This window comes from Acinetobacter sp. XS-4 (genome assembly GCF_023920705.1).
Taxonomy (GTDB): Bacteria; Pseudomonadota; Gammaproteobacteria; order Pseudomonadales; family Moraxellaceae; genus Acinetobacter.
In genome coordinates, this window is sequence record NZ_CP094657.1 from 3,377,191 (window position 1) to 3,397,934 (window position 20,744).

Consider the following 20,744-nt stretch of genomic DNA (forward strand, 5'->3'; position numbering starts at 1 on the left):
TTTATAACTTACTTTTTTATAATATTAGTTTGTTTTTTATTGTATTCAGCTTCTCCTCTGAATTATGATGAATGTTTAATCATGCATAATATTTTATTACTCTTGGATAAGAGTATTTATCATTAAGGGCAGCTGATGCCATACTCACTTCGTGAATTTTCATTTCCCACTTCTTTAAAATTTTTTCTCCTGTTTGGCTTTATTATTACAGTATGTTGTTTTATTGGCATTGCATCTCGCCCTTTAAGCTTTCTTGCGTTCTTTTGGCCCGCCAATTCTATTTTGCTTGGTTTACTCATTCGCTTTCCAAGCACACGTCGATTAAGCACATTTTTAGGCGCCTATAGCGGCTATGTCATTGCCGACCTACTTCAAGGCACTCCATTTGTTCTCACACTCGTTTTAACAACGTCAAATTTTATTTATGTTGTTACTACGTTTGCACTCTACATGTTTTTTAATCAGCATATTAAAGCAGCCTACCGAGGTTATTCTTACCTTTTTTTATTTGCTTTATGCGGAGTAGGAAGCGTAGCAGGTGCATTGTTTGCAGCAACTTTCGTGCCTATGTTTAATACCAAATTTATGCTTGGTAGTTTATGGGATGAATTCGGTTACTGGTTCACATCAGAACTACAAAACGCTTTACTTCTTTTGCCGATCATATTGAACTTACCTCAATATAGTCAGGTAAAACATTATATTTCGAGAAATCGTGGCTTACAAACGATTGACCTTTTACCTTTTTTAGCTGTCATCATTTCTATTGCCGCCAGCTATTATGACTCTGGTCCTGGTTCGCTACTCTACCCAATTGCCGCACTGATCTGGTGTGCAATTCGCTACAAACCGATTATTGTTGCACTCATTACGACCTTTACGAGTGCCTATATTATCTATCATGTCTCTGGGCATTACCTTTTGCTTTATCCAAACGAATATTTAAGTAATACCATTTCAATTCGTATTGGCTTAATCATGATGACGATTGCACCTCTTACCGTCTCTAGCATTAGTGTTTTACATTCAGAGTTAATTCAAAAGCTTCAACACGCCATTGCGCATGATGAACTCACCTCAAGTCTCACTCGACGCCAGTTTTTGCAATCGGTCAGACTACTTCAAGAAAAGGTACACAAGGAAAATAAAACTTCAGCCTTTTTCATGCTGGATGTGGACCACTTCAAACAGGTTAATGACAACTACGGACATCAAATAGGTGATCGCGCCCTACAAACCTGTGTTACCACTATTCAAAATATTTTGCATCCTCATGATTTATTGGGACGATTTGGCGGTGAAGAATTTGCAATTTTCATTGCAGATACCACGAAAGAGAGTGCCTTTGACCTTGCAGAACAAATACGAATTAAAATTAGTCAGCAACCGATTTATATTTATGGAAAATTACCAATTTTCATACAAGTCAGTATTGGTATAAGTTTATATTCCCCTTCATCACATAGAGCGATTGAAAATTTATTTAAAGAAGCAGATGACGCTTTATATCAAGCAAAACGTCAAGGGCGTAATCGGGTCTTTATATCTTTATAGGTTTCCATTTAATCATCTAGTGTAATGAATTTTATACAATAACCTGTGTTTTGCCATGTATGCTAATAACAGATAATAAGGAGAAAAATGCATGAATCTAGAATATACGCACAAACCAAACTACTACTTGTTTGCGCAGCTACTTGTGCGACATATAGAAAGCTATATTCACAAACATCCAGATGCTAACAATGCAATTTTTGACTTGCGAGATGTCTATGAAATATTTAGACAGGATTTTGCGTCAACGACAACAAACCTAGAAGGTATTTTGCATATTGCAGATGAATATAAAATAGAAACGCTTAATGGAGATCAACCTCTTATTCAGAAATACCAGATTGATGCAAAAAATAATTCATTACTGATCGACTTTAATTCCGATGCGTTAACCAGCTTAAGAAACGGAAAACCCATTTTGGAACCAGATGCAACTCAATTATAAGTAATGCAATAAAAAAGCACCTTTATGAAGGTGCTTTTTTATTGGCTTTCAAAGGAGGTTGTTTAAAACGTTTTGCAGGCCATGTCATGATAAAGCGAGCTCCACCTAAGGTAGGACTTTCATCTACTTTAATTTCACCACCGAACCAGTAAGCAATACGACTTACAATAGACAATCCTAGGCCATATCCACCTGACGCACGCGTACGACTGTCATCTAAACGGGCAAAGGCTTCAAATACTCTTTGACGATCTTGTTCAGGAATTCCAGCACCATCATCTTCAACACAAACAAAGGCCATACCATCGCTGTGAACACCACCTGTAATACGGACTTTATTATCACAATAACGAACAGCATTACCCACCAAGTTTTGAACAACCCGATGTAAATAACGACGCTCTGCATCCACTTTCAAATAAACAGGAGGAGCAACAAGTTCAATTTCTTTTTGCGTTTTTAAAGCTTCAGTTTCTACCGCAACCTGATCTAATACATCAAATAGAGCAATTTCAGCAAAATCTAATGAAGGTGTACCCTGCTCTAGTTTTGCATAAGTCATGATTTCATCAATTAAAGTATTGAGCGCTTCAATATCTTTATCAATCATATCAACCTGATGCATACGATGATTGTAATCGTCTTCCTCTGCCAACATCTCTGTACCAAAACGGATACGGGCAACTGGCGTTCTAAGCTCATGAGATACAGCTCTCATCAACTCACGCTGAGCCTCAATTAAACGCTGAATATGATCAGACATATTGTTATAACTTGATGCCAAGTTTGCCATTTCATCGCTTCCTTCAATAGGAACACGCAATGACAAGTCACCTGACTTCATACGGTTTAAAGCATAACGAACTTGGCGAATTTTACGCTCTAACGGCAAGATAAGACCATAAACACCTAAACTCAGTAGGAATAGGCTAAATAAGGTAATTCCGGCAGAAAGCTGTAAAGGCATCCAGTTAAACATTGGAACTGGCCCAAGAACCAGAACTTGAGTAGGATGATTTGGTATTGGAGATACGATTGAAATGGTTGTGCCACGCATTGTTGCACTATCTTTGTACAACATGACACTTTGATCTTGGCGTAAACGACCAATTTGCTCAGAGTCTAGATTAATATCTTGAATATTGAAGATATTAATTGGATATGAGAAATGTTTTTGAATCTTAGCAAGATACTCTTGTTCTTGCCCCGGATAAAACATTAGATAATCAAGCACAAAAATAGGGAGAGCCTTCATTTGGCGCTCACTAATTTTGTCTACTTTTATCGATAAAAAGTGCTGAGGATCGTCACGCAAACCAATAATGATATAAGCAATACTATTACTGGCATCGTAACGAACAACAGACTTTTGAGCTTCGATCCGCTTTTTCTCAGTACGAGATAACTCAACCTTGCTCGCATCAGTATAGTAAATTGGAAGTTCCAATAAATCTGATGCATCTGAAACCCAGTCTATTTTCTGTTGCTTCCCCGGTTGTCGAGCGACTCCCTCACTAATGACATATGAAATACCATCAGTTAAAGATTCACGGTATTCTTGAGCCCGTTGATAGTTGATAATTTGCACAAGCAAATAACCAAAAACGGCAACCAAAACAACAAGAATTACCAGTCCCGCATAGATTCGCAGGAATATGCTGTGTTTAAACACTCGACCAACCTTATAGGAAGTTTATTCAGATCTTATAACCCATTGGTTTCTTTAACGAACAAGTAACCTTTACTACGTACTGTTTTAATACGTTTTGGATTTTCAGGATCATCACCAATTTTTGGACGAATACGAGAGATACGGACATCGATTGAACGGTCCTGACCATCGTATTCGATACCACGCAAACGTTCGAAGATATCTTCACGCGATAAAATACGGCCAGCGTTTGATGCAAGCAACCATAATAGGTCATATTCTGCGCTAGTGAAATCAACAAGCTCACCATGCAGCGTTACAGAACGGCCGCCATTATCAATCACAAGGTCATCAAATTCGATACGTTGTGCAACTTCGTCTTCTACAGTTTTATCTGTACGACGTAATAACGCACGAATACGGGCTAAAAGTACACGCGGCTGAACTGGTTTAGCGACATAGTCGTCCGCACCCATTTCAAGACCAAGTACCTGATCCATATCTTCTGTACGTGCAGTCAACATCAAAATCGGTTGATGATAATGTGGACGAACTTCACGGCAAACGGTTAAGCCATCGGCACCCGGCAACATGACATCCAAGACCACGAGGTCTGGTTGTTCACTAATAATACGACGAATTGCACGGTTACCATCAGTTTCTACACCAACTTCCAAGCCGTTGCGGATTAAATACTCTTGAGTTAATCGTGCTAAACGCTCGTCATCTTCAACGATCAGAATCTTTGGTAACTTTTCTTCTTGGCTCATATCATTGCCCCTATAAATCTCATTACATGTATCTTAAAAATCTTGCAGATACATTCGTTTATCATTTGCAATATACACACGTTTACATTGTAAACAAGTAGGCGTTCACCAAACTGATACATGACAACCGTGTTTTGTTGCATTTTATTAACCTTTGAATTTTCTCGTGTTTTTAACATTTAGTTATTGTTATTAAATTTCATATTCTATTCATATTTCCAATGTATGAATATTAAACAAATTATTTCTCTTCCTACATTAATTGTATTTAAGTGTTTGTTTTTTGAGTTATCCACAAAGTTATCTATAAGCGTTTTTTAATAGCTTTGCTATGCTATCTCCCATCAAATCATACAGATAAAAAATTACTAAAAAGTCAAGATTGATCTGCTATGAAAAATCCCGTATCTTGTGTTCAAAATAAACTTTAACTACTAAGTCTTGTGTTTATCCCTCAAACATCGTGGCATACTTTTTGCTCGGTTCAAACGGTCTATAAACATAACAAAAGTGACAATGGAGCTATGCTGCATGAGCGTAATTACTTCGACTCCCGGTCAAATTCAGGTGATCAAACGCACTGGAGATGTTGCTGCATTTGATGCAGAGAAAATTTCTGTTGCGATTGGTAAAGCTTTTCTTGCTGTGGAAGGTCAACAGAGTTCGGATTCAAGCCGTATTCACGACCGTATTACCCAACTGACGGAAATGGTATTAAATACTTTCACTCGCCGTTTACCATCGGGCGGTACGATCCATATTGAAGAAATTCAAGATCAGGTTGAACTTGCTTTAATGCGTACCGGAGAACAGAAAGTTGCCCGCGCTTACGTAATTTACCGCGAACAACGTACGACTGCTCGTCAGCAAACGAACTCAAACCACCACCCTACGTTACAAGTGACCGATACAAACGGTCAGCTTCAGCCACTTGATTTAAGTGCATTGCAAGCAACTATTGCTAAAGCAGCTGAAGGTTTGGAAGGTATTGATGTTCAGGCTATTGTCGATGAAACCGTTAAGAACTTATATAACGGCGTAAAAGAAAGTGATATTGCCACTACGATGATGATGGCAACACGTACTCGTATTGAGCAAGAACCAAACTATACTTACGTGACTGCACGTTTGCTTTCTAGTGAATTAGTGAGCACAGGTTTAGCGTTCTTAGGCTTACCTACAGATACTCCTGAAAACACTGCACTCGAAGCCTTTTTGAAAAAAGGTGTAGAGCTTGATTTGCTTTCACCAGACTTACTTGATTTCGATTTAGAGAAACTGGCAGCAGCAATTCAGCCAGAACGTTCTAATCAGTTTACCTATTTAGGTTTACAGACTTTATTTGACCGTTACTTCATTCACTCAAATGGCGTTCGCTTCGAATTACCGCAATTATTCTTTATGCGTGTGTCGATGGGTCTTACCTTAAATGAGCAAGATAAAGAAGAACGTGCAATTGAGTTCTACAACTTATTGTCTAGCTTCGACTACATGGCTTCTACGCCTACCCTGTTTAACTCAGGTACATTACGTCCACAGCTTTCTAGTTGTTACTTAACAACAATTGGCGATGATCTCTATGACATTTATGGCGCAATGCGTGACAATGCAATGCTTTCTAAATGGGCTGGTGGTTTAGGTAATGACTGGACACCTGTACGTGCATTGAACTCTTATATTAAGGGTACAAACGGTAAGTCTCAGGGTGTAGTTCCATTCTTGAAAGTTGCGAACGATACAGCGGTTGCAGTAAACCAAGGGGGTAAGCGTAAAGGTGCCGTGTGTGCATACTTAGAAACTTGGCACTTAGATATCGAAGAGTTTTTAGAACTTCGTAAAAACACTGGTGATGACCGTCGCCGTACACACGACATGAACACTGCGAACTGGGTTCCAGATTTGTTTATGCAACGTGTATTTGAAGATGGTGAATGGACATTATTTACGCCTTCTGAAACTCCAGACTTGCACGACTTAACTGGTGCTGAATTTGCTGAGCGTTATGCTTACTATGAGTCTGTAGCGAAAGAAACTAACATGCTACACAAGAAAGTACGTGCTAAAGACTTATGGCGCAAAATGCTTTCTATGTTGTTTGAAACTGGTCACCCGTGGATTACATTCAAAGATGTATGTAACTTACGTTCACCACAACAACATGTTGGTGTAGTTCACTCATCTAACTTATGTACTGAAATTACCTTGAATACAAATCAAGATGAAATTGCAGTATGTAACTTGGGCTCAATCAACCTTGTACAACACGTTCAAGGTGGTGTGTTAGACCGTGAGAAGTTAGCTCGCACTATTAAAACAGCAGTACGCATGCTCGATAACGTTATCGACATTAACTACTACGCTGTGCCACAAGCGAAAAATTCGAACTTAAAACACCGCCCAGTGGGTATGGGTATCATGGGCTTCCAAGATGCTCTATATGAAATGAACATCGCTTATGGTTCAGATGCTGCTATTGATTTTGCTGATGAATCAATGGAAGTGATTAGCTACTACGCGATTGAAACTTCAAGCAACTTGGCTGTTGAACGTGGTTCTTACTCAACATTCAAAGGTTCATTGTGGGATCAAGGCATCCTTCCAATCGATTCTTTAGAAATTGTTGCAAAATCTCGTCCAGAGCGCATGTTCGAAGTTGACCGTACTCAACGTTTAGACTGGGACACTTTACGTGCAAAAGTTCAAAAAGACGGTATGCGTAACTCAAACGTAATGGCGATTGCTCCTACTGCAACCATCTCTAATATTTGTGGTGTTTCTCAGTCTATTGAGCCAACATTCCAGAACTTATATGTGAAATCTAACTTGTCTGGTGAGTTCACTGTAATTAACCCTTACCTCGTTCGTGCATTAAAAGATCGTGGTCTTTGGGACACAGTGATGGTTAATGACTTGAAACACTTTGAAGGTTCAGTACAAAAAATTGCTCGTATTCCTGAAGAATTAAAAGCAATCTTTGCTACTGCGTTTGAAGTAGATACACGCTGGATCGTTGATGCTGCATCACGCCGTCAAAAATGGATTGATCAAGCTCAGTCGCTTAACCTTTACATTGCTGGTGCAAATGGTAAGAAACTTGACATCACTTACAAGATGGCATGGTTACGTGGTCTTAAAACGACTTATTACCTCCGAGCTTTAGGCGCAACTTCTGCTGAAAAATCTACAATCAACACAGGTGCTTTAAACGCAGTTAAACCTGCGACTGTTGAAGCGGCGGTAGTTGCTGCCCCTGTTGTAGAAGCGAAGAAACCAGAAGCTGTTGAAGAAGATGGGTTTACTCAAGCAGCTCCAGTTCCAATGGCTTGTTCAATCGACAATCCTGATTGTGAAGCTTGCCAATAACATTCAATAAAATTGCTCTTTTTCACTAAAGAGCAATTTTAAAAGAGGTAAAGATTATGCTTTCTCATCTCAGCCATAACTATATGCTTGGTGTTGGAGTTTTAATCTTTGCCTTTCTTTTCTTTTATATACCACTGATTTACGCATTTTTCACAATACGTAAGCAACAGCGTAAGCAAAATAAGTTGTAGTGAGTAGAGACCAGAGGCCCAAAATTTGGTCATGCATCAATAAAACTTAATTTTGTTTACACATTAAAAGCGTATAGTAGGGACATCTTCGTTTAAGAGATGTCAAATATAGATATACACAACGAAGAGAGAACAAAAATGTCTATCCTTAGTTGGGACGATTTTGAAGATGATTCGCAAAAACCGGCTGCACCTGAACACAAGTCTGCGCCCATCCAACCGGAAAAAACGCCTGATTCGCAGAATGTATCTGCTGCGCAGTCATCATCGCAGAGCGTGGCAGCTCCACAATCCGCTGGAACCCATTCCGTGCGACCAACAGTTGCCTCCGATACGGTGGCTAGAGCCTCTGCAGCCTTAGAACACTTAGACGTTGCCCCTGGCCTTGAAGAGCTAGAAATGGGTGCGCAACGTGTTCAAGTTGACGACAAAGCAATGATTAACTGTCGTGCGGACTTGAACCAGCTTGTTCCATTTAAATATGAGTGGGCTTGGCAGAAGTATCTTGACGGGTGTGCAAACCACTGGATGCCGCAAGAAGTAAACATGAACCTCGACATCGCACTTTGGAAGTCTGAAAACGGCTTAACTGAAGACGAGCGTACGATTGTTATGCGTTCTTTAGGTTTCTTCTCGACTGCGGACTCTTTGGTTGCAAACAACCTTGTATTGGCAATTTACCGCCACATTACTAACCCTGAATGCCGTCAGTACATTTTGCGTCAAGCATTTGAAGAAGCAATTCATACTCACGCTTACCAATACTGTATCGAATCTTTAGGTATGGATGAAGGCGAAGTCTTCAACATGTACCGTGAAGTTCCATCTGTTGCGCGTAAAGCAGCATGGGGATTGAAATATACTCAATCTTTAACTGACCCTAATTTCCACACAGGCACACCTGAAAACGACCAGCGTTTACTTCGTAACCTGATTGCATTCTACTGTGTTCTTGAAGGGATCTTCTTCTACTGTGGCTTTACTCAAATTTTGAGTATGGGTCGTCGTAACAAGATGAACGGTGTTGCTGAGCAATTCCAATACATCTTGCGTGATGAGTCTATGCACTTGAACTTTGGTATCGACATGATTAACCAAATCAAGATTGAGAACCCTCACCTTTGGAGCACTGAGTTCCAACAAGAAGTGGTTCAAATGATTGTTGAAGGCACAATGCTTGAAATCGAATATGCACGTGACACAATGCCACGCGGTGTATTAGGTATGAACGCAAGCATGATGGAAGAATATTTGAAATTCATCTGTAACCGCCGTTTATCTCAGTTAGGTTTACCAGAGCAATTTGCTGGTGTAACGAATCCATTTGCATGGATGTCTGAGATGATGGACTTACGTAAAGAGAAAAACTTCTTTGAAACTCGCGTAACTGACTACCAAACTGGTGGTGCATTAAGCTGGTAAGTTTAAGCATCTACTAAATAAAAAACCGCTATAAATAGCGGTTTTTTATTTAAAATATAATTCATTAAAACACACAAAACGGCAGATAAAATCAAAATATAGGAATTAAAAATTTATAGGAATTTCAACTAGACAAAAATAAGCATTTTTAATATTTAGACACTAACAACCACAAATCCAAAACATATTGTAGACAATAAGAGCTGGAGCAGCTATTGGGTAAGTATCACTATCGAGAACTTTATACAGTCTATTCTTATATTTAATAGTTAATAATTTTTCCTTTCGGCTAATGACTAAACCCACTCTATAAATAAAATAAATAGAATCATTATTAGTTATTCGTCTATATACAAACTGCACAGAATCTTCTTTCTGAATTTTTGAATGATCAACAACAACAAAACCATTACATATAGAGCATCTCCATTTCTCTAAATCAATATTCATATCCATATTTAATTTTACCAGACCATAAAATCAACTACATAGCTATCTAATATAACTTTCAATAAATTAAAATTACTTTATAAAACATATACAACAATATCAATAAAAATATCAATATGAATTTAATTTTAAAATTATTTTTTAATTTAATACTTATTAAATTAAAAAATAAAACATAATTTAATACACAAAAAAACAACTAAAAGAAATCACTTTAATGTAGTATTAAATATTAACAATTACTCATTTGATCTTTCAATTATTCTTTGTATCACAGTTCTTGAGACAGCAAGGTCCTTAGCTAACGAATACACACTAAATCCTTTTTTAAATTTATTAATAACATCCTGTTTTTGATCATTGGTTAATTTTTCAGGTCTACCTACCTTTTTAGATAATCTATAATTTTTTTGTGTAGCTTGATCAGCTAAAAAAAGTTTTTCAAAACCAATGCCAATTTCAATAAAATGGATAAAGTTATTTTTAATATCTTCTTTCAACTCACTATTAGCATAATCCAATATAATTAATTTAATTTTCTTTTTTTCAATTAAAGTAATTGTAGATAATATTTCTTCAAAACTATTTCCTAAACAGTCAATGCCTTTAACAATTAGAAAGTCACCCTCTTCTAAGGAATAATTAATTAGATTAAAAAAAATATTCCGTATAGCAATAGATTTATCTACTGACACAAATTCGAAAATGACTCTATTGGAGTGAACTTTACGATTAAAGCTTGCCAGTAAAGAAACAAAGGATTCTTTTTCCGAATCTTCAAGATTAGAGTTAATTCGCATATAGGCATAAGTACGCATGCTCCCCTTCCACTCCTTGAAATTATGTGAAGTGTGTATACCAAAGTAAATTAAAACCGAAATATACTTTTAGATCTTCACTTATTGTTTGTTATATAATTAGTTTATTAATTTCATTCTTTTATAATAGTGTAATTATTTCCATATTTCTACTATTTCAAACTCCAACCATCACAACAATTAAAAATATAATATTTAAAAATATTATATAAAGATTAATAAATTCCAGTGAAATTATTTTAACTTTAAAGTTCAAATTTCAAAAATTAATAAAATAACATTATAAATATGACTAAATACTAAAAAATTAAAACCATATATATTTTAAATATTAATAAAAATTTAAAATTATAAATTTTAACAATCATTCTACAAAGATGTTTTAAAACCATGTTTTTTATTTTTAATAAATTTAAACATATAGCTAAAAACAAAATAAAAACAATTAAAAAAACAAACAATATCAATAAGATACAAAAAACAAAAAGATTTACCCGATTGCCCACACGCTATTTTGTTATGTTATGTATATTCGAATTAATCTAGTAAAAAAATAAAACTAGATTTTAACATTAGATTAATATTAAATTCAGAAATGCTTAAGTAATGAGGTAATTAAAGATGAAAAAAAACACTCCTAAAAAACTAATAAAATTATTAACTAATATAATAATGATGAACAAAAAATTTAATGAACAGTTAAACTTCAACTATGTATTTAATTAATATGTTTTAAACACTGTATAGTACACTTTTGTGATTTAGTTCATGTTTTTTTTAAAAAAATAAGATGCTAAGATTTGTTTTGTTTTTGTTTAATTTTGGTGTTTTTAATATGCGTACATATGCCTATGTTAGAATAGATCCTAATTTACAATTTGAATTTTCTAGATATATCTCCTTTTTCAGTGAGTATGGTTATAAAATTCAAAAGAATAGATTAGTAGTAGAAGAAGTATCTGTTGATAAATCTATTATTTATAGAGATAAATTTCTTAACTTAATAAGTTATTCGTTAGAAGAAGGCGATATTTTAGTGATAAAAAGCATGGATTGCTTAGGTAATAGTTTTGAAGAAATTTTAGGTATAGTTGATAAAATTGATCAAAAAAAAATCCGACTGATATGCTTAGATTATTCTAAAAATGAAATTAATGGTGACTTGAAAATTTTCTTCCTTCATTTTCTCAAATTATCAGCTGAATTTGAGAAGTTGTTCAAGTCTGACAATAAGAAGTTCAAAGATCAGAAACCAACAAGAAAGGTTGGTAGGCCGGAAATATTAAATAATGAACAAAAAAATAGAGTGATTGAATTGTTCAAAAAGGGTTATAGCGTATATTCACTTGCTAAAGAATTTTCAGTTACAAGAACTGTAATTCAAAGAATTTTAAACAATGCCACAAAGAGTAATGTATTGTAATTATTTAAATTTCAAACCTATTAAATACATATGGAATAATATAAAAGGGATAGTAATGAAATACATTTTATTAATAAGGGTTAAGCCTCTATAGAATATGAATTACAGAAATATTGAATATTAAACCTTAATCAATAAGATATTGATATATATACATATATTTAGAATATTTGTTGTGCTTAAAATTTAATCTATATGATTCATAGTAGCTCTATATTCAGTTACTTTTACCATATAACTTTAAAAGTATCTTTTATTATCATTACTCTTCTCAATTAAACTAGGGATAATTAATTTTATAAGTCTAAAAACGATTTATTTTCAATTGGTTATAAAGAAGATTTTATATAAAAATATAATTTATGTGCATCTGCTATTGATTATATTATATTTACAACGTAAAGTTGTTTCCATGAAATAAATTAAATTAACTTTCAATAAAATCTTGATAGTACCAATGTATTTCAAATGTTAGCTTAACAATTTAACCATTTAAGATTTATAAATTTCAGTTTTAATAAAATAGTTTAATGTTTTCAAGCATTATTATGAAAATTTATTTATTTTAAAATAAGATAAATCCTTGATATGAATGATATTTTCTGGAATTCCTCAATAGACTCAGCAACAGCTGAGATTTATATTCCTAAAGGAATTGGACCTTTTCCAACAATTATTATTTTTGATACAGGTTTAATAAAAAATACAAGAGCTTATGCTACTTTCTATGCAAAAAGAATGAAAGAAATAGGGTTTTTCGTTTTTATAGTAAAATTAAATTTAGATAAAAAAATAGAAATAGGTACAATAATAGAGTACATTTTAAGCCAAAAGGAAGTAAATAGTAACAAGGTCTACTTAATAGAAATTGAAAGAAATAATTTGATAGATCTCAATATAGAGTTATATAAAAATTATTTTCAGGGTATCACTTCAATTAATTGCTTTAATTTAAATAATTAATCTTTTTAAAGAGAATTTTATTGAAATCATTTAAATAAATTATAAGGAGACTAAACTACTAAGGCTTAATCTCCACTATGTACTTAATTATCAAAAACTATGACTAACAGATGATTTAGAAACATAAATTGAATTTTTTGGGTTTGCATCCTCTACCCAACACGATTTAGAGACATTAATCTCCTCACCACTTACTAAAGTAATCTTTGTCTGTTTCACATCGCTACTAACATTACTCGCAGCATAGTAATGATGTTTATCACAAATCACTGTCTTCTTATGATTACTTGCATATTGAGTAGCTTTATCTGCTGTGACCTCACCCGTACCTAAGCTAGGATGACCTGATTTTTCGGCTATTAAGTACAATTTATGACTAGCAATTGTATTAATGGAAGCAGGTGAATAAACAGATTGATGACCATACGGCTGATTCACACATCCAGCTAAGATTACTGTTAATGAAAATACGATTTGAGTTAGAATTAAATTCTTCACTAATTTTAATCCTCATGTTAAATACATAAACATCCATTTTTATAGAATCCATCTTAAATTAAAATTTATAGAATTAGGATTGTTAATAATAGATATATCCCAATAAGTTTAAGTAAAATTTAACTTTATACTTCTGAATTAAGATAAAAGAAATCAATATGACTTTAAGTTCTTTATTAATTAAGAAGAGTCCACATCCTGTAAGGTTGTGGACTTAGTGAATATCACTCAAACCTGAAATACGAGGATAGTTGTATAATAAATATCCTCAAAATTATATTCACATGAGAACTCATCATTATCAATTACGAATTAATTAAGTTCAAAAAAAAAATTCCTATTTTTAAAATTATCTTTATTTTACATACACTAAGACTATTCATATCTAAAAAAATGTTTTAAAATTATGTTTTAAATACTTAAATTTCAAACATTATAAAAAATTTTAAAGATAGAATACTCTCACAACTTATTGTTCAGAGTTTATAATTTTTATAGCTATATTCCTTCTCATCTCAATTTTCATTTCATTTATAAAACTTATATTTAAGCAATAAACAATTAAATAGATCATTTGATAGATTCAAAGTAAGCTAATCTTTTAGTATTCGCGTAAAAGTGATTCCTATGAGTGATATAACGATAGTACTTTTATTGTTGTAAGCAAATAAAAAATACGCTTATAAATTTCCTGCTTGGTCAAGAATATTTAAGGTTGGCAATCCCCTTGCACACATCCCCGCGATCTTGGTAGCTTTCTCAGCCACATCATGATGAGATCCGTCAATTGCTTGTAAATTTATGATATTTGACGCCCAAGATAATTGAATCAACTTGTCATGAAGTACTTTTTGAGAAACCCAAGGCACAATACTGTCATTTAAATCCCCTACTACAAATACTCTATTCGCTGGGTGCTTAGGTGTAAGTGCTGTTATTGCATCTACAGTTTCAAATAGTCTTGGATCAGGCGTCTTTCCCAATGCTTCAGCCAATATTTTTGGTGATGAAGGGGCTGAACTTGGGATAGCACATAATATATCAGTCCTTTTTGACAATAAGGCTGATACAATATGACCACCACCACTATGCCCAACTAACACATAATTAAGGATTTGATGTCTTTGCTTAATTTTATTTAATGCTTCAGACATTAATAAAGATTCCAATGGCTTTCTAGCACCATTATGTACACCAGATGATCCATAAATCCCTGGACGAGCTACAAAAATATATGGGAAATTATACAACTCTGTTGACTTAACGACTGCTTCATTAACTTTGTCCTGTGGTTTTTTGTCAGTATATGATGCAGGTGCTTTCCCTCCTACAATTGCTACATCTCCAGAAAAATATGCAATTGCTCTATTATTGGTTTGATTTTCGAGTAATCCGGCAGAATAATATCGTATGCATTCTTTATATGAGTAACCATTTAAATTTACTTCAACCCAAACTGTTCTCCCGATTCCCGAGTTATCCAATTGTGTACATTGTTCTTGAGTCGAAGTAACAACTTTATATGCATCATTTCCAATAAAGTTTCCATTTGTTAAATCTATACTAACTGTTTCAGCAAAACTATGATTAGCAGCTAACAACATCAATAAAGAAATTATTTTTTTCATAATTAACCATTTTAATTCAAATAAACTTTAGATAATTAAATTAACAACCAAGATTAATTAACACAACAACAAAAAAATTCAGCAATATTGAAATATATAATTTATTTAGTTTTATTAAAAAATTAAGTTAGATTACACTAAAACTTAAAATATAAATTATGTTTTAAACTACACTTAAATTAAAACATATGAATTAATTTTCAAATAATTTTAAACACAACTCAAATCTTAAAATCACTTCTAGTACCACAAAAAAACAAATACAATAACAAATAGAATTAAATATCACTCTATTATTTTTTAAAAAAGGGATTAAAACAATTTAATTGTTTTCCAGCCAAGATTAACTTAATTAGGTCGTAATATGCTACATCAATTGAAATATTTAGATTTAAGTAATTTAAAGAATCAGATCAGTGAATGGATATCACTAAATGATCAGACAGACTCTGATAAAAAAATAGTTTTTATATCATATGGTTGCCTAGATCAACGTTGTAAAGTTTTTTCAATCGCTAGTTCTGACATGCAAAAATTGCAAAAAAAAATAAATAACTTTTTAGAAAAAATTTTTCTTAGAGATAAACGTTATCTAGCCTATATAAAAATTGACATTGCAACTCAAATAGAAAAAAAAACTTGGACTGATGTTACCAATGATATATCTAATCAAAAGCATAATAATCATTTTAGGAAAGGTATTAGTTTTGATAAAGATTTCAATATATGTTTTTTAGAGCAAGAAATTTATGGGAATGCAATCATACGAGGAATTTCATACGATCAAAAAAATTTCATTGACCAAAAAAATTTAAATAATGCAATCAAGAAAAAATATCCTTCTATTCAAAAAGAATTAGAAATTAGTAAAATTAATGATGTATGGCTTTTTGAAACTGAAAGTGTATTTTACGAAAATGGTAAATTTATTAAACTTCAAAGTGGAGGTTGTGAAAATGGGGTTAGGTTCATTGATAAAAATGATAAATCTCATATTAAAGAAATAATTAATAAAAATGCTAGTTTCCTAACCAGTCAAATTTTAGAAGATGGGAAATTTATCTACGGCTATTTCCCTGCATTTAATAATGAAATTAAAAGCTACAATACAATACGGCATTGCACTTCAATTTATTCACTTTTAGAAACTTTTGAGATTGAAGAAAACAATCAATATTGGTCTAAAATTCACTTAGCTATTGAGTATAGCATCAAAAATTTTTATAAATTAATAGATGAAGATACAGCTCATATGATTGATGGAAATGACAATAATTATGAGATCAAGCTTGGTGCGAATGCAGCTACTATTTTAATGTTAACAAAATATCAGGAAATTACTAAAAATAAAAAATATCTAGAATATGCAGAAAAAATAGCAAATGGAATTCTTCAAATGATTGATAAAACAGGAAAAACCACTCATATTTTGGAATACCCATCCTTGTCTATTAAAGAAAAATTTAGAATTGTTTATTATGATGGTGAAGCTGCACTGGCACTCTTAAGGCTTTATCAGTTAAATAATAACAAAGTTCTTTTAGATACTGTTAAGTTAATGTTTGATAACTTCATATCTAATTCATATGAAAAATATCATGATCATTGGTTAAGTTATTGTACGAATGAATTAACAGTAGTATGTCCAGAAGTTAAATACTATCAGTTTGGTATCAACAACTATTTAAATCATATGAACTTCATTAAAAATCGTAAAACAGTATATGCTACTTTCCTTGAGATGATGATGTCTGCTTATAAAATGGTAAATCGTCTAAATATACAAGGTCATGAAAATCTATTTAAATCTTCTAAATTCGAAGAATTAAAATCTCTTATTCAGTTACGTGCTGAATTTCAACGCACAGGTTTCTTCTATCCAGAAGTTGCCATGTATATGAAAAATCCCAAGTCTATATTAAATTCTTTTTATGTAAGACATGATCGTTTTCGTGCTCGAATTGATGATCAAGAACATAATTTATCAGGTTACATTGCCTATTATTTACACTTCAAAGATTAGTTTCAAATCTAAAATTATTTAATAATGTAATTAAAGGTATTTTTATGAATAATGAAATATTTACTTTATCAAATGAAACTACAAATGTTGAGTTTTTTAAAATTGAAAAGAGTCTTAGTCGACTTAATATAAATATGTTTTTCCTTAAAAAAAATCCACATAAGCTTATTACACTAAATAATGATTTGAAACTTGAAGGACATAATAATTTTTATAATTCTGTTCTAAGCCTTTGTACAATTGGTGCCTTCTCATACTCATCTTCTAATCTTAACTATGGAATATCTATTGGCCGCTATTGTAGTCTAGCAAGTAATATCAAAATTATGGGTGCTCACCACTTTCCCGAGTGGATTTCTACTTCACCGCACTTTTATAGTGAGGACTATCATGATACTGATCCAGCATTAGTCACCCATAATTATAGAAGTCGGCGTAATGTTACTATCGGAAATGATGTTTGGATTGGAGCTGATGTTGTTTTAAAAAATAACATTACAATTGGTGATGGCGCAATAATTGCTTCTAATAGTGTTATTACAAAGAATGTAGAACCATATACTATTGTGGGTGGTAATCCTGCCAAATTAATTCGTAAAAGATTCGAAGATACAGTCATTAAAGAATTAATGCACTTAAAATGGTGGAGATTTCATAAAAATGATTTAAAAGGTCTAAATTTTACAGCCCCATCTGATTTCATAAATAATTTAGAAAAAAGAATTTATGTGGAAAAATTAAATGAATATCACCCACCAATTTTTACAAAAAATGATTTACTTCAACCATCTTAAAGCAAAAAAATCTTTTATGTTGTATAAATTATAAAATGGTTATTTATTATGAAAACTCAATATTTTTTTCTATTTCCAAAAATTGACCAAAAGAAAAATGGATTGGTTTTTGCTCTTTTAAAGCGCGCAAAAATACTAAATGAACAATTATGTATTAGCCCCACAATTATTACTACTGAATATGATCGCTCACTTGCAGAAAATTATTGGAGCCTTATAGCTACAAACTTAGCTCCTCCTTCTATTGGCTATCTCAATTTATATGGTGATTTTCAAGGAACTCATCTAAAACTAGCTAATAAAAAAATTCATGGCCCTATGGTAGAAATGTTTAACAGTAACATTTTAAAAACTATAATTCCTTTCACATACAATCAACGTTTTCATGATAAAAATAATAAAAACTATTTGTACGAAATACGACAAAATGACTCTCCTACTTTAAGTTATGTGAATACTTTCAAAAAAGGTGTAAAAACAGGACGAATTATTTATGACTCTTATGGTTATCTTAGTTGTATTCAAGTCATCAACCCAGAAAATCAAATGATAATAACTGAAACTTATTATCATACAGAAGGTTATCCAGTTATTATAAAAAACTATCAACTCAACGAAAAGAATAAAAACATTATTTCAAATATTTTTTTATTTAATAAACAAGGTGTTATTGATGAGGTTTTTGATACTGAGTCTCAACTCATTCAATACTGGTTCCTAAAAATCTCTCAACTTTATAAAAATGATCTGATGTATATTCTTATCGACCGTGCAATTCATTTCTATGAACCACTTAGAGAGATAAAACAAGAAAATATGCGTTTTATTGGTACAATTCATGCCACCCATTTAAATGGTCATGATATTCAAAACTCTACAATTAATCGTCATTATCGTAGTTACTTTAAATATAGTAATGAATTAGATGCACTAGTAATTTTAACTGAACGCCAAAAACAACATATTCAACAGCGCTTTGGAATGGAAGGGAAACTATTTGTTATTCCGCATATATATGAAAAAACTGTCGATTATGTCAATTTTTCAAACAGAGATCCAATGTTTTGCTTAACTATTGCCAGATATGATAAAGCGAAAAATTTAGATAGCTTAATTAGGGTCTTCAAAAAAGTTGTAGAAGTAATCCCCAATGCTTATTTAAACATTTATGGTTTTGGAAGTGAGTATAACTTCTTACAAAGTCAAATTGATGAACATCAGTTAAATAACCATATTAAATTGATGGGCTATAATGAGAATACTGATGCTTTATATAATAAAGCAAGCTTATTCCTTTTTTCTAGCCGATCTGAAGGTTTCGGTATGGCAGTTTTAGAAGCCCTATGCCATGGTTGCCCTGTAGTGAGTTATGACATCGATTACGGACCATCAGATATGATTAATCATGATGAAAATGGTTATTTAATTACTTTTCAAGATGAAGATTTATTTGCACAGAAAGTAGTTTCTTTATTAAAAGATGAACACAAACGGCTTAAACTTAGTGAAAATGCATATGCATGTAGTCGACTCACAGATCAAAAACAATTTGCCCTAAAATGGCAAGAGCTTTTCCAGGCTATTCAGTAATGTTTTTTATGCATAAAAAAACTTTGGTTTTATTATTCTCTACATTTTGTGTATCTACTTATATTCATGCAAAAACTGATTGTTATTCAAGTAGCCCTCCTGTTGTTAAACAACTTGATCAAGTCTATTATGGCATGAATAATCTGCGTATTTTTTACACTACTTCTGGTGATAATGCTTTAATATTTCAGCAGGATAAAAATCTAAATCATGTTCCAGACTATGTAGAAAATATTGCTATTCAAGCAAATACCACACGAAAAGCTTGGTCCGTTTTAGGCTACCAAGATCCTTTGAATAGTCCACGCTATAAAAATAACGTCCAATATATTGATATACAAATACAGAAGCTTGATGGACTCGGACTAGCTTATGATGAACCCCATCGACATTCCAATAATCCATTAAAAAAAAATGCTTGTGCTCTAATTATTCTTATTAGCAATAATATTCCAAATCTAACTACTGACTCTTCATTAATAGCACATGAATTATTTCATCTTTACACCTATGGTTATACGATGTTTAAGCAACCTTGGCTGACAGAAAGCTTGGCAGCTTGGTCAGAAGGGATTATCAGAAAAGATAAGTTTGGTACATATGGACAAAGAAATTTGCCGAAAAATGAAGAAGATTTTGACAAATACATCTTGCAAAGAACTTATAGAACATCTCAATTATGGAACCGTCTTACCACACTTATAGATACATCTGATGGAAAACTATTTTTACCCTCTTCTCTCATACAACAGAGATACACTGATGGACAACCTGTTTTTCAAGATCAATATTTAAAAGGAACCATCTTTATGAAAAAGTTTCTTGAAAATCTTGGAAGACAAGATCAACAAATTTCTATTTTAAATAATTGGAATTTATATCATTGGAAAGAAATTGATCAAAATTCAGCTCATTTCAACCAAAAAATTTTAGATACTTTATTGATAACTCTAGAAAAAACTAACGAAAGCAATATAGAGAAAAATAAATTTCAAAGTCTCTTAAAAAAAGTTATTAAAAATAAAAAATCTAGTTAATTTTACTTTCAAAAATATTAAATAAGCCATTTACTGCGACTAATGCTTTTAAAAACTATTTTTAAATAAAAAAAGAGAAGGCACTTATGCCTTCTCTTCTATTTACAGTTTTCTATTCGCAATA

General features: G+C 32.5%; 16 protein-coding genes and 1 pseudogene. 11 read left to right on the plus strand and 6 right to left on the minus strand.

Going from position 1 to position 20,744, the window contains the following annotated elements; all coding sequences use genetic code 11:
• Window positions 1-135: 135 nt before the first annotated feature.
• Both MMY79_RS15690 and MMY79_RS15695 read left to right on the plus strand, forming a co-directional pair.
• Window positions 136-1,554 (plus strand): GGDEF domain-containing protein, encoded by a 1,419-nt coding sequence (locus MMY79_RS15690; RefSeq protein ID WP_252610088.1) that lies wholly within the window; start codon window positions 136-138, stop codon window positions 1,552-1,554.
• 91 nt (window positions 1,555-1,645) lie between these two features.
• Window positions 1,646-1,999 carry a hypothetical protein gene (locus MMY79_RS15695; RefSeq protein ID WP_252610090.1) on the plus strand — a complete coding sequence of 118 codons (354 nt, stop codon included), beginning with the start codon at window positions 1,646-1,648 and terminating at the stop codon, window positions 1,997-1,999.
• 22 nt (window positions 2,000-2,021) lie between these two features.
• Here MMY79_RS15695 and bfmS read toward each other — a convergent pair whose 3' ends face one another.
• Genes bfmS through MMY79_RS15710 form a run of 3 tightly spaced genes read right to left on the minus strand, consistent with a single transcriptional unit; the run spans window position 2,022 to window position 4,599 of the window.
• Entirely contained in the window at window positions 2,022-3,671 is a 1,650-nt protein-coding gene (bfmS, locus tag MMY79_RS15700; protein ID WP_252610092.1) for a sensor histidine kinase BfmS, read from the minus strand.
• A gap of 32 nt (window positions 3,672-3,703) precedes the next feature.
• Window positions 3,704-4,420, minus strand: coding sequence for a response regulator transcription factor BfmR (bfmR, locus tag MMY79_RS15705; RefSeq protein WP_003653488.1), 717 nt, complete (start codon window positions 4,418-4,420; stop codon window positions 3,704-3,706).
• Complete coding sequence (locus tag MMY79_RS15710) at window positions 4,417-4,599, minus strand: hypothetical protein (RefSeq protein WP_252610094.1); 183 nt, start codon at window positions 4,597-4,599, stop codon at window positions 4,417-4,419. The genes bfmR and MMY79_RS15710 overlap by 4 nt, the downstream gene beginning before the upstream one ends.
• A 352-nt stretch (window positions 4,600-4,951) precedes the next feature.
• Between MMY79_RS15710 and MMY79_RS15715 the strand changes: the two genes are divergently transcribed.
• The 3 genes from MMY79_RS15715 (at window position 4,952) to MMY79_RS15725 (ending at window position 9,396) form a co-directional block, all read left to right on the plus strand.
• Entirely contained in the window at window positions 4,952-7,783 is a 2,832-nt protein-coding gene (locus MMY79_RS15715; RefSeq protein WP_252610095.1) for a ribonucleoside-diphosphate reductase subunit alpha, read from the plus strand.
• A gap of 56 nt (window positions 7,784-7,839) precedes the next feature.
• On the plus strand, window positions 7,840-7,974 hold the full coding sequence (locus tag MMY79_RS15720) for a hypothetical protein (protein WP_016139143.1): 135 nt from the start codon (window positions 7,840-7,842) through the stop codon (window positions 7,972-7,974).
• Between the two features lie 138 nt (window positions 7,975-8,112).
• The gene (locus tag MMY79_RS15725; RefSeq protein ID WP_252610096.1) at window positions 8,113-9,396 is read left to right on the plus strand and encodes a ribonucleotide-diphosphate reductase subunit beta; all 1,284 of its coding nucleotides are present in this window, start codon (window positions 8,113-8,115) and stop codon (window positions 9,394-9,396) included.
• Window positions 9,397-10,085: 689 nt separating this feature from the next.
• Here the strand turns inward: MMY79_RS15725 and MMY79_RS15730 are convergent.
• Window positions 10,086-10,664 (minus strand): recombinase family protein, encoded by a 579-nt coding sequence (locus tag MMY79_RS15730; protein ID WP_252610098.1) that lies wholly within the window; start codon window positions 10,662-10,664, stop codon window positions 10,086-10,088.
• Window positions 10,665-11,499: 835 nt separating this feature from the next.
• On the opposite strand from MMY79_RS15730, the gene MMY79_RS15735 reads away from it, so the two are divergent.
• Window positions 11,500-12,087: a recombinase family protein gene (locus MMY79_RS15735; protein WP_252610099.1), complete on the plus strand. Its 588-nt coding sequence runs from the start codon at window positions 11,500-11,502 to the stop codon at window positions 12,085-12,087.
• A 588-nt stretch (window positions 12,088-12,675) separates the two neighbouring features.
• A complete protein-coding gene (locus MMY79_RS15740) occupies window positions 12,676-13,050 on the plus strand; it encodes a hypothetical protein (protein WP_252610100.1) in 375 nt (124 codons plus the stop codon).
• A gap of 90 nt (window positions 13,051-13,140) precedes the next feature.
• On the opposite strand, the gene MMY79_RS15745 is transcribed toward MMY79_RS15740, so the two are convergent.
• Window positions 13,141-13,548, minus strand: a complete 408-nt coding sequence (locus MMY79_RS15745) for a hypothetical protein (RefSeq protein ID WP_354669033.1) — start codon at window positions 13,546-13,548, stop codon at window positions 13,141-13,143.
• A 625-nt stretch (window positions 13,549-14,173) separates the two neighbouring features.
• Window positions 14,174-14,798 (minus strand): annotated as a pseudogene (locus MMY79_RS15750) (hypothetical protein).
• Window positions 14,799-15,540: 742 nt separating this feature from the next.
• On the opposite strand from MMY79_RS15750, the gene MMY79_RS15755 reads away from it, so the two are divergent.
• Genes MMY79_RS15755 through MMY79_RS15770 form a run of 4 tightly spaced genes read left to right on the plus strand, consistent with a single transcriptional unit; the run spans window position 15,541 to window position 20,620 of the window.
• Entirely contained in the window at window positions 15,541-17,199 is a 1,659-nt protein-coding gene (locus MMY79_RS15755; RefSeq protein WP_252610104.1) for a poly alpha-glucosyltransferase, read from the plus strand.
• Between the two features lie 44 nt (window positions 17,200-17,243).
• Entirely contained in the window at window positions 17,244-17,993 is a 750-nt protein-coding gene (locus MMY79_RS15760) for a CatB-related O-acetyltransferase (RefSeq protein ID WP_252610106.1), read from the plus strand.
• Between the two features lie 48 nt (window positions 17,994-18,041).
• Complete coding sequence (locus MMY79_RS15765; RefSeq protein WP_252610108.1) at window positions 18,042-19,583, plus strand: glycosyltransferase; 1,542 nt, start codon at window positions 18,042-18,044, stop codon at window positions 19,581-19,583.
• Window positions 19,553-20,620 (plus strand): peptidase MA family protein, encoded by a 1,068-nt coding sequence (locus tag MMY79_RS15770; protein WP_252610112.1) that lies wholly within the window; start codon window positions 19,553-19,555, stop codon window positions 20,618-20,620. The genes MMY79_RS15765 and MMY79_RS15770 overlap by 31 nt, the downstream gene beginning before the upstream one ends.
• Window positions 20,621-20,744 lie beyond the last annotated feature (124 nt).

What these genes read in the sequence shown, in the direction of transcription:
- MMY79_RS15690 (WP_252610088.1), top strand. Translation starts at nt 136, where the DNA reads ATGCCATACTCACTTCGTGAATTTTCATTTCCCACTTCTTTAAAATTT.
- MMY79_RS15720 (WP_016139143.1), top strand. Translation starts at nt 7,840, where the DNA reads ATGCTTTCTCATCTCAGCCATAACTATATGCTTGGTGTTGGAGTTTTA.
- MMY79_RS15725 (WP_252610096.1), top strand. Translation starts at nt 8,113, where the DNA reads ATGTCTATCCTTAGTTGGGACGATTTTGAAGATGATTCGCAAAAACCG.
- MMY79_RS15765 (WP_252610108.1), top strand. Translation starts at nt 18,042, where the DNA reads ATGAAAACTCAATATTTTTTTCTATTTCCAAAAATTGACCAAAAGAAA.
- MMY79_RS15710 (WP_252610094.1), bottom strand. Translation starts at nt 4,599, where the DNA reads ATGTTAAAAACACGAGAAAATTCAAAGGTTAATAAAATGCAACAAAAC.
- MMY79_RS15770 (WP_252610112.1), top strand. Translation starts at nt 19,553, where the DNA reads ATGGCAAGAGCTTTTCCAGGCTATTCAGTAATGTTTTTTATGCATAAA.
- MMY79_RS15755 (WP_252610104.1), top strand. Translation starts at nt 15,541, where the DNA reads ATGCTACATCAATTGAAATATTTAGATTTAAGTAATTTAAAGAATCAG.
- MMY79_RS15695 (WP_252610090.1), top strand. Translation starts at nt 1,646, where the DNA reads ATGAATCTAGAATATACGCACAAACCAAACTACTACTTGTTTGCGCAG.
- MMY79_RS15735 (WP_252610099.1), top strand. Translation starts at nt 11,500, where the DNA reads ATGCGTACATATGCCTATGTTAGAATAGATCCTAATTTACAATTTGAA.
- MMY79_RS15760 (WP_252610106.1), top strand. Translation starts at nt 17,244, where the DNA reads ATGAATAATGAAATATTTACTTTATCAAATGAAACTACAAATGTTGAG.
- MMY79_RS15730 (WP_252610098.1), bottom strand. Translation starts at nt 10,664, where the DNA reads ATGCGTACTTATGCCTATATGCGAATTAACTCTAATCTTGAAGATTCG.
- bfmR (WP_003653488.1), bottom strand. Translation starts at nt 4,420, where the DNA reads ATGAGCCAAGAAGAAAAGTTACCAAAGATTCTGATCGTTGAAGATGAC.
- MMY79_RS15740 (WP_252610100.1), top strand. Translation starts at nt 12,676, where the DNA reads ATGAATGATATTTTCTGGAATTCCTCAATAGACTCAGCAACAGCTGAG.
- MMY79_RS15715 (WP_252610095.1), top strand. Translation starts at nt 4,952, where the DNA reads ATGAGCGTAATTACTTCGACTCCCGGTCAAATTCAGGTGATCAAACGC.